The following is a 7,272-nucleotide window of genomic DNA, read 5'->3' as shown; positions in this document are numbered from 1 at the left end:
GCGGGCGGTGGCGCAAAGGGCCGCTGCAGACGCGCCTGCAAGTCGGCTGGCAACGCCGGACAGGCCAGCGCGCGCAAGCCCTGGCCGAGCCCGTCGAGTTCGGCCAGGGTGGCGCGGCACTGCGAACAAACCGCCAGGTGCTCGTCGGCGTGGCGCTGTTCGGCGGCGTCGAGTTCGTTGTCGAGGTAGGCGGACAGGCTCGCCATGTCCAGATGCTCAGTCATCGAGGGTGCCTCCGTTGGCCTGGCGATAGCCGTGCAGCAGCGCCTCGCGGGCGCGTGCCAGGCGCGACTTGACGGTGCCGGCGTTGAGCTGCAGCGTGGCGGCCAGTTCGTCGTAGGCCAGCCCTTCCACCTCGCGCAGCAGCAGGATCTCGCGCTGTTCGTGGGGCAGGCGGGCCAGCAGGCGTTCCAGCAATGCCAGATCGCGCCCGGTCTGCAGTCGGCTCAGCGGCGATGGCGCCGGATCGACCGGCTCGGCCTGCTCCTCCGGCGCCAGGTCGACGTAGCGCTGCCGCTGGCGCAGCGTGTCCAGCGCGGCATTGCGCGCGATCTGCAGCAGCCAGGTCTGCAAGCGTGCCTCCGGGCGCCATCTGGGCAGCGCCTGGAAGGCGCGGATGAACGTTTCCTGGGTCAGGTCCGCGGCCTCGTCGGCACTGCCGAGCAGGCGACGGAGGAAGTGGTAGACCCGCGCCTGATGGACGCGCACCAGTGTGCCGAACGCGTGGCGATCGCCACGCGCGGCGTGCTGGATGAGCTCCGGTTCGCTGTCGTTCATTAACTGCTCGTCTGGGCTGGCCGCATGTGCTGCCGGCTGGGTTGCCGCGGGGATATAACGCAACGGTTGGCGAAATGTTCCAGCTATTTTTGCCTCAGCGCGGAATCTTCACGCGATCGTCGTCGAAGTCGCCTTTTTCCGCGTCGCGATGGCAGGCCACGCAGTTGAAGCGGCCGCCGACCGACTCGCGGGCGAACTTGGCCTCGCTGACCTCGTCGTGCTTGTGCTCGAACCAGCGCGTCTGGCTGATGCGTGGCGGTTCGCCGACGGTTGGTGACGGTTCCACCGGCAGGCGGTTGGCGGCCGAGGCGCGGATCAGGAAGTCGAGGATTTCCTTTTCCTGCACCGGGTCCAGCGATGCATTGCTGCCGTAGTGATCGCTCAGGGTGCGCATCTGCTCACGCCAGGCATCGGCAGGCAGCAGGCCGGGGGAATAGAGCATGTGGCAGGCCGCACATTCTTCCTTCCACACCAGCGGCGCGTCGCTGGGTACCGACAGGCGCTTGGGCCGCTTGTAGCCCTTGCGTCCGTGATGGTCGTCGTCATCGGCGAAGCTGAGGCCTACCAGTACCAGGGTCAGGCCCAGACCGGCGGCAGCGGCGAGGGGTGCAATCTTCATGGCGGGCTCCTTACTTGATGCTGTCGATCCAGCTGATGAAGTCGCCCTTTTCCTGCGCGGTGCATTCACGGGCGTAGACATCGTCGCAGTTGCGGCGGAACCACTTCTCGACCTTCTTCAGGTTGGTGAAGCGCTCGGGGTTGGCCGCCGGCGCCAGCGGCTCGACCTTGCGGTGGGCGGGCGTCTTGCCGACCTGACGCGGGTCGGCGGTGTGGCAAGTGGTGCAGCTCATGGTCTTGCCGTTGCGCTGCTCCTCGGCGAAGTACAGCGCCTTGCCGCGCTCGGCGGAGAAACCGGCGAAGTCCGGATTCTCCTGGCGCGCCTGGGCGGCGTAGCCGGCCAGCAGCGGGTGTTCGGTTTCGGCCAGGGCCGGCAGGCTCAGGCAGCAGGACAGGAGGATGATCCAGCGGGCTTTCATGGTGCGCTCTCCGGTTGGGAATGAGCGCAGGCTAGGCGCGCTGCCTTACGCCAAGCTGAACCGCCGCGGCCGGGGCATTCAGTTTCGTTTCAGCTCGCGGGAATACAAAGACGGCGTCCATCAAGAGGATCGCCGTTGTGGCCGCTTTCAATCGTTTCCGTCTGTTCCACTGGCTGCTGGCCAGTTTCTTTCTTGGCGTCTACCTCAGCGGTGACGACGCCGAGACGCTGCATATCTGGCTGGGCTACGGCCTGGTCGCGCTGCTGGTGTGGCGCCTGTTGATCGTGCCGCTGCGCCTGCGCGGCTTCCCGCAGCTGCTGCCGCCCAAGGGGCAGCGGAGCAAGCCGGGTCTGTCGAGCGTCGGCAAGTGGCTGACGGTCGGCGCGCTGGGCAGTTTCGCCATTGCCAGCGTGGTTGGCCTGGGCATGGTCGACAACGGCGATGTGCTGGCCGCCCTGCCGGGCGTGGGGCCGGATGTCTTCGGCGCCGCCAGCGACATCGATTTCGTCGGCTGGATGAGCGATGCCGAGGAGGTGCACGAGTTCTTCGCCAACCTGGGGCTGTGGCTGATCGGCCTGCACGTCGGCTATGTGCTGCTGTTTCGCCGCAAGGCGGTATGGCCGATGCTGCGCGGCGTGGCCAAGTCGGGGCCGGCTTCGACTGCACCTTCGGCCTCGGCTTCGGCGCCGGCAGCGACTGCGGTCGCCACCTCGCTAGCACCGTTGCCGACGCCGGTTGCCGCTGAATTCACCCGCCTGCGCATTGCCTCGCGCCAGGCCGAAACCGTCGACAGTTGCTCGTTCACCCTGCAGGTGCCGGCCGCCCAGCGCGCCCGCTTTGCCGCGCAGCCGGGGCAGTTCCTCACGCTGAAGGTGCCCGGTGCCGAGCCGGCGCTGCTGCGCTGCTACTCGCTGTCACAGCGGCCGCAGGCGGATGGCGCGCTGCGCATCACCATCAAGCAGGTGCCCGGCGGCCGCGCGTCGAACTGGCTGCTGGACAACCTGCAGGCGGGCGATTGCATCGAGGCGCTGCCGCCGGCCGGCGTGTTCGTGCCGCGCAACCTGGATGACGATCTGCTGCTGCTCGGTGCCGGCAGCGGTATCACGCCGCTGATGGCGATCCTGCAGGCGGCGCTGGTCGAAGGCAGCGCAGGTACGTCTATTCTATGCCAGCCGTGATGCCGGCTCGCTGATCTTCGCCGAGGAACTGGCCGAGTTCTCCCGGCGCTACCCCGAGCGTCTGCAACTGCGCATCTGGCTCGATGCCGAGCAGGGTGTGCCGAGCGGCCCGGCGATTGCCGCGAAGATCGCTGACTGGACGGTGGCCGACGCTTCATCTGCGGGCCGCAACCGTTCATGGATGCCGCCGGTGCCGCGCTGGGCGAGCTGGGTGTGGATGCGGCGCGCATCCATCTGGAGCGCTTTGCTGCCGCAGCGCCGACGGCCGCACCGGGCGGTCGCCGCAGCCGCCTGCGGGTCGCGCTCGACGGCCGTCGCCATGAGCTGGATGTGCCGCGCGGCGAGGTGCTGCTGGAGGCGATGGAGCGGGCCGGCCTGCAACCGCCGAGCGCTTGCCGCTCGGGTGTCTGTGCCGCGTGCAAGTGCCGGGTGGTGAAAGGCAGCGCGAGCATGCGCAGCAACCAGGTGCTGAGCGCGGGCGAAGTGCGCCAGGGCTGGGTGCTGGCCTGTCAGGCCGAGCCGAGCAGCGCCGAGCTGCAGGTGGAGTATTGAGACGGGGGGATGACGGCGCCGGCTTATCCGCCGCGCCGCAGGTGCCGCTCAGCGGCGGACCAGCAGCACCCCGGCTTCCATGTGGTGGGTATAGGGAAACTGGTCGAACAGCGCGCAGCGCTCGATGCGGTGGCTGTCGGCCAGCTGGGCGATGTTGGCCGCCAGGGTCTCGGGGTTGCAGGAGATGTAGAGGATGCGCTCGAAGCGGCGGGTCAGCTCGCAGGTGTCCGGGTCCATGCCGGCGCGCGGCGGGTCGACGAAGACGCTGCCGAAGGCGTAGCCCTTCAGGTCGATGCCGGCCAGCCGGCGGAACGGCCGCACCTCGTTGAGCGCCTGGGTCAGCTCCTCGGCGGAGAGGCGCACTAGCTCGATGTTGTCGATGCCGTTGCCTTCGATGTTGGCCAGCGCGGCATTCACCGAGGTCTTGCTGATCTCGGTGGCCAGCACGCGGCGCACGCGGGTGGCCAGCGGCAGGGTGAAGTTGCCGTTGCCGCAGTACAGCTCGAGCAGGTCGTCGTCGCGCTCGCCTAGCGCGTCGAAGGCCCAGCCGAGCATCTTCCGGCAGACCTCGCCGTTGGGCTGGGTGAAGGCGCCTTCCGGCTGGCGATAGCGGAAGCTGCGACCGGCGACCACCAGTTCCTCTTCCACGTAGTCGCGGCCGATGACGATGCGCCGGCCCTTGGAGCGGCCGACGATGCTCACGCCCAGGACGGCCGCGAGCCGTTCGGCTTCGGCCTGCCAGGTCTCGTCCAGCGGTCGGTGGTAGGCCAGGGTGACCAGCGCGTCGCCGGCCAGGGTGGTGAGGAATTCCACCTGGAACAGCTTGAAGGAAAGCGTCTCGGATGCCTGCCAGGCGGCCTTGAGCCGCGGCATCAGTTCATTGATGCGGCGGCTGGCGATGGGGAAGTCGTCGATCAGGATCGCCTTGTGCTTGTCGCCCGGCTCGAACATCGCGTAGTGGCGCTGGCCGTCCTCGCGCCACAGGCGGAACTCGGTGCGCAGGCGGTAGTGCTCGCGCGGCGAGTCGAAGACCTCCGGCGCCGGCGCGTCGAAGGGCGCCAGCAGCTCTACCAGTCGGGCGGTCTTTTCGGCGAGCTGGGCGTCGTAGGTAGCGGGGGCGAAATGCGGGCGGCTCATTGTTCACTCGGATAATGACGACAGGTGGCGCGGAGTGCGCCACGTTTTTTCTTGCAGCTTGCAGCTTGCAGCTTGCAGCTTGCAGCTTGCAGCTTGCAGCTTGCAGCTGCCTTTAGCCGGTAAACCAGCCCAGTTTGATGATGAACAGCGCCGAGAGCACCCACATCGCCGGGCTCAGCTCGCGCCAGCGACCGGCCAGCAGCTTGATCGCGGTCCAGGCGATGAAGCCGAAGGCGATGCCGTTGGCGATGGAGAAGGTCAGCGGCATGGCCAGCGCGGCGACTGCCACCGGCGCGGCGACGGTCAGGTCGTCCCAGTCGATGCCGGCCAGGCTGCTCATCATCAGCACGGCGACGAACAGCAGCGCCGGCGCAGTGGCATAGGCCGGCACGGCGCCGGCCAGCGGCGCGAAGAACAGGCTGAGCAGGAACAGCAGCGCGACCACGCAGGCGGTCAGCCCGGTGCGCCCGCCGGCGCTGATGCCCGCGGCCGACTCGATGTAGCTGGTGGTGGTCGAGGTGCCGAGCGCGGCGCCGGCCATGGTCGCGGTGCTGTCGGCCAGCAGGGCGCGGCCCAGGCGCGGCATGCGGCCGTCCTTGTCCAGCAGGTCGGCCTTCTGTGCCACGCCGATGAGGGTGCCGGAGGTGTCGAACAGGTCGACGAAGAGGAAGGCGAAGATCACGCTGAGCAGGCCGATGTCCAGGGCGCCGGCGATGTCCAGTTCGAGGAAGGTCGGTGCCAGCGACGGCGGCATCGAGACCACCGCGCCCAGCTCGGACAGGCCGAGCAGGATCGACAGCCCGGTGACCACCAGGATGCCGATCATCACCGCGCCGGTGACGCGGCGGTAGGCCAGCGCGGCGATCAGGAAGAAGCCCAGGCAGGCCAGCAGCGGGCCGCCGGCGGTGAGATCGCCGAGACCCACCAGGGTCGCCGGGTTGTCGACCACGATGCCGGCGTTCTTCAGCGCGATGATCGCCAGGAACAGGCCGATGCCCGCGGCGATGCCGGCGCGCAGGGCCAGCGGGATGCTGTGGATGATCCATTCGCGGATCTTGAAGATCGACAGGGCGAAGAAGATCGCACCGGAGAGGAACACCGCACCCAGCGCGGTCTGCCAGGTGTAGCCCATGGTCAGCACCACGGTGTAGGTGAAGAAGGCGTTCAGGCCCATGCCCGGCGCCAGGGCGATCGGATAGTTGGCGACCAGGCCCATGATCGCCGAGCCGATGGCCGCGGCCAGGCAGGTGGCGACGAATACCGCGCCGTGGTCCATGCCGGTCTCGGCAAGGATGCTCGGGTTGACGAAGAGGATGTAGGCCATCGTCAGGAAGGTGGTGATACCGGCCAGGATCTCGGTGCGCAGCGTGGTGTTGTGCGCCTTGAGTTGGAACAGCTTTTCCAGCATGGTCAATCCTCTCGTGCCGGTCAGGAGTGTGTTGGTGGCTGCCGCCTCTGCCGGGTGACTCGCTACAGCAAAGCCCATAAGGTGGGCGGCCGCAAAAACCGCGCATCTTACACTGGCCGGCGGTTCGGTTGAATTTCCATTGAGCAGGAGAAACCCCATGAGCAAACGTGTCCTGATTCCGGTCGCCGACGGCTCCGAAGACCTGGAGACGGTGACCCTGATCGACGTGCTGCGCCGCGCCGAATTCGATGTGGTGGTCGCCAGCGCCGAAGAGCGGCGCATGCTGACCTGCGCGCGTGGCACGCGGGTCACCGCCGACGCCATGCTGCTCGACGTGCTGGCGCAGGATTTCGACCTGATCGTGCTGCCCGGCGGCATGCCGGGGGCGAAGACCCTCGGCGAGCTGGAGCCGCTGGCCGAGCGGCTGCGCCGGCAGGCCGCCGGCGGGCATGCGTTCGCCGCCATCTGCGCCGCGCCGCCGATGGCCTGCATGCCTACGGCGTGCTCAAGGGGCGCCGGGTCACCTGCTATCCGAGCATGAGCGAGCATCTGGGCAGCGCCACCTTCGTCGACCAGCCGGTGGTGGTGGACGGCAACTGCATCACCAGCCAGGGCCCGGCCACCGCGCTGGAGTTCGCCCTGACCCTGGTTGAGCAACTTGCCGGCAAGGGTAAGCGCCGCCAGGTCGCGGCCGACATGCTGGTGCCCGTTTGACGATGCGCCCGAGGGGCGGGCTGGCGGCGCCGGAGCGCTGCGGTGCCTGAGCTGGCAGCGGGCGTCTGCGCCATCGTCCTGGCGGCGGGGCAGGGCAGCCGCTATCGCCAGGCTGGCGGCGAGGACAAGCTGCTGGCGCCCAGCCGCGCCGATGCGCCTTCTCCGCCGGTGCTGCGGGCCACGCTGGACGCCCTGCAGGGCGTGGCCGAGCGGATGGTGATCGTGGTGCGCGAGGACAATCACGATCTGCGCGACTGGCTGCAGGCGCATGCCGGGCCGTTCGAGGTTCTCACCGTAGAGACCCGCGGTCTCGGCCATAGCCTGGCCCAGGCCGTCGAGCGCTGCCCCGCTGCGCGCGGCTGGCTGGTGGTGCTGGGCGACATGCCCTACGTGCGGCCACAGACGCTGCGGTGCATCGCCGCCGCCATCGCCGCGGACACGCTGGTGGTGCCGCTCCACCAGGCCGCCG

The 7,272-nt window shown here is 68.8% G+C and carries 9 protein-coding genes and 1 pseudogene; 4 read left to right on the top strand and 6 right to left on the bottom strand.

Annotated features, from left to right (window positions below; all coding sequences use genetic code 11):
- The 4 genes from BAY1663_RS21530 to BAY1663_RS21515 form a co-directional block, all read right to left on the bottom strand.
- On the bottom strand, positions 1 to 224 hold a 224-nt coding region (locus tag BAY1663_RS21530), incomplete at its 3' end, for an anti-sigma factor (protein ID WP_037044895.1).
- On the bottom strand, positions 217 to 777 hold the full coding sequence (locus BAY1663_RS21525; protein WP_037044893.1) for an RNA polymerase sigma factor: 561 nt from the start codon (positions 775 to 777) through the stop codon (positions 217 to 219). The genes BAY1663_RS21530 and BAY1663_RS21525, both read right to left, overlap by 8 nt.
- 94 nt (positions 778 to 871) lie before the next feature.
- Positions 872 to 1,396, bottom strand: coding sequence for a diheme cytochrome c (locus tag BAY1663_RS21520; protein ID WP_037044891.1), 525 nt, complete (start codon positions 1,394 to 1,396; stop codon positions 872 to 874).
- A 10-nt stretch (positions 1,397 to 1,406) separates the two neighbouring features.
- Positions 1,407 to 1,814 carry a DUF1924 domain-containing protein gene (locus tag BAY1663_RS21515; protein ID WP_037044889.1) on the bottom strand — a complete coding sequence of 136 codons (408 nt, stop codon included), beginning with the start codon at positions 1,812 to 1,814 and terminating at the stop codon, positions 1,407 to 1,409.
- Positions 1,815 to 1,951: 137 nt separating this feature from the next.
- On the opposite strand from BAY1663_RS21515, the gene BAY1663_RS24230 reads away from it, so the two are divergent.
- On the top strand, positions 1,952 to 2,992 hold the full coding sequence (locus BAY1663_RS24230) for a cytochrome b/b6 domain-containing protein (protein WP_256206940.1): 1,041 nt from the start codon (positions 1,952 to 1,954) through the stop codon (positions 2,990 to 2,992).
- A 177-nt stretch (positions 2,993 to 3,169) separates the two neighbouring features.
- The gene (locus BAY1663_RS25585) at positions 3,170 to 3,544 is read left to right on the top strand and encodes a 2Fe-2S iron-sulfur cluster-binding protein (RefSeq protein WP_256206939.1); all 375 of its coding nucleotides are present in this window, start codon (positions 3,170 to 3,172) and stop codon (positions 3,542 to 3,544) included.
- A gap of 48 nt (positions 3,545 to 3,592) precedes the next feature.
- Here BAY1663_RS25585 and trmA read toward each other — a convergent pair whose 3' ends face one another.
- Both trmA and BAY1663_RS21500 read right to left on the bottom strand, forming a co-directional pair.
- The gene (trmA, locus tag BAY1663_RS21505; RefSeq protein WP_037044887.1) at positions 3,593 to 4,681 is read right to left on the bottom strand and encodes a tRNA (uridine(54)-C5)-methyltransferase TrmA; all 1,089 of its coding nucleotides are present in this window, start codon (positions 4,679 to 4,681) and stop codon (positions 3,593 to 3,595) included.
- A gap of 112 nt (positions 4,682 to 4,793) precedes the next feature.
- Positions 4,794 to 6,089, bottom strand: a complete 1,296-nt coding sequence (locus tag BAY1663_RS21500; RefSeq protein WP_037044885.1) for an NCS2 family permease — start codon at positions 6,087 to 6,089, stop codon at positions 4,794 to 4,796.
- 157 nt (positions 6,090 to 6,246) lie between these two features.
- Between BAY1663_RS21500 and BAY1663_RS21495 the strand changes: the two are divergent.
- Both BAY1663_RS21495 and BAY1663_RS21490 read left to right on the top strand, forming a co-directional pair.
- Positions 6,247 to 6,803 (top strand): annotated as a pseudogene (locus BAY1663_RS21495) (DJ-1 family glyoxalase III).
- A gap of 42 nt (positions 6,804 to 6,845) precedes the next feature.
- Positions 6,846 to 7,272: NTP transferase domain-containing protein (locus tag BAY1663_RS21490; protein WP_164838487.1), on the top strand; the 427-nt coding region annotated here is incomplete at its 3' end.

The sequence above is a fragment of the Pseudomonas sp. BAY1663 genome (assembly GCF_000582595.1).
Classification (GTDB): Bacteria; Pseudomonadota; Gammaproteobacteria; order Pseudomonadales; family Pseudomonadaceae; genus Stutzerimonas; species Stutzerimonas stutzeri_AF.
The sequence above is the reverse complement of the archived record's forward strand: the minus strand, read 5'-3'. Positions and strand labels throughout refer to the sequence as shown.

Coding starts and splice junctions, on each gene's coding strand:
- BAY1663_RS21515 (WP_037044889.1), bottom strand. CDS start 1,814: ATGAAAGCCCGCTGGATCATCCTCCTGTCCTGCTGCCTGAGCCTGCCG.
- trmA (WP_037044887.1), bottom strand. CDS start 4,681: ATGAGCCGCCCGCATTTCGCCCCCGCTACCTACGACGCCCAGCTCGCC.
- BAY1663_RS21520 (WP_037044891.1), bottom strand. CDS start 1,396: ATGAAGATTGCACCCCTCGCCGCTGCCGCCGGTCTGGGCCTGACCCTG.
- BAY1663_RS21525 (WP_037044893.1), bottom strand. CDS start 777: ATGAACGACAGCGAACCGGAGCTCATCCAGCACGCCGCGCGTGGCGAT.
- BAY1663_RS25585 (WP_256206939.1), top strand. CDS start 3,170: ATGGATGCCGCCGGTGCCGCGCTGGGCGAGCTGGGTGTGGATGCGGCG.
- BAY1663_RS21500 (WP_037044885.1), bottom strand. CDS start 6,089: ATGCTGGAAAAGCTGTTCCAACTCAAGGCGCACAACACCACGCTGCGC.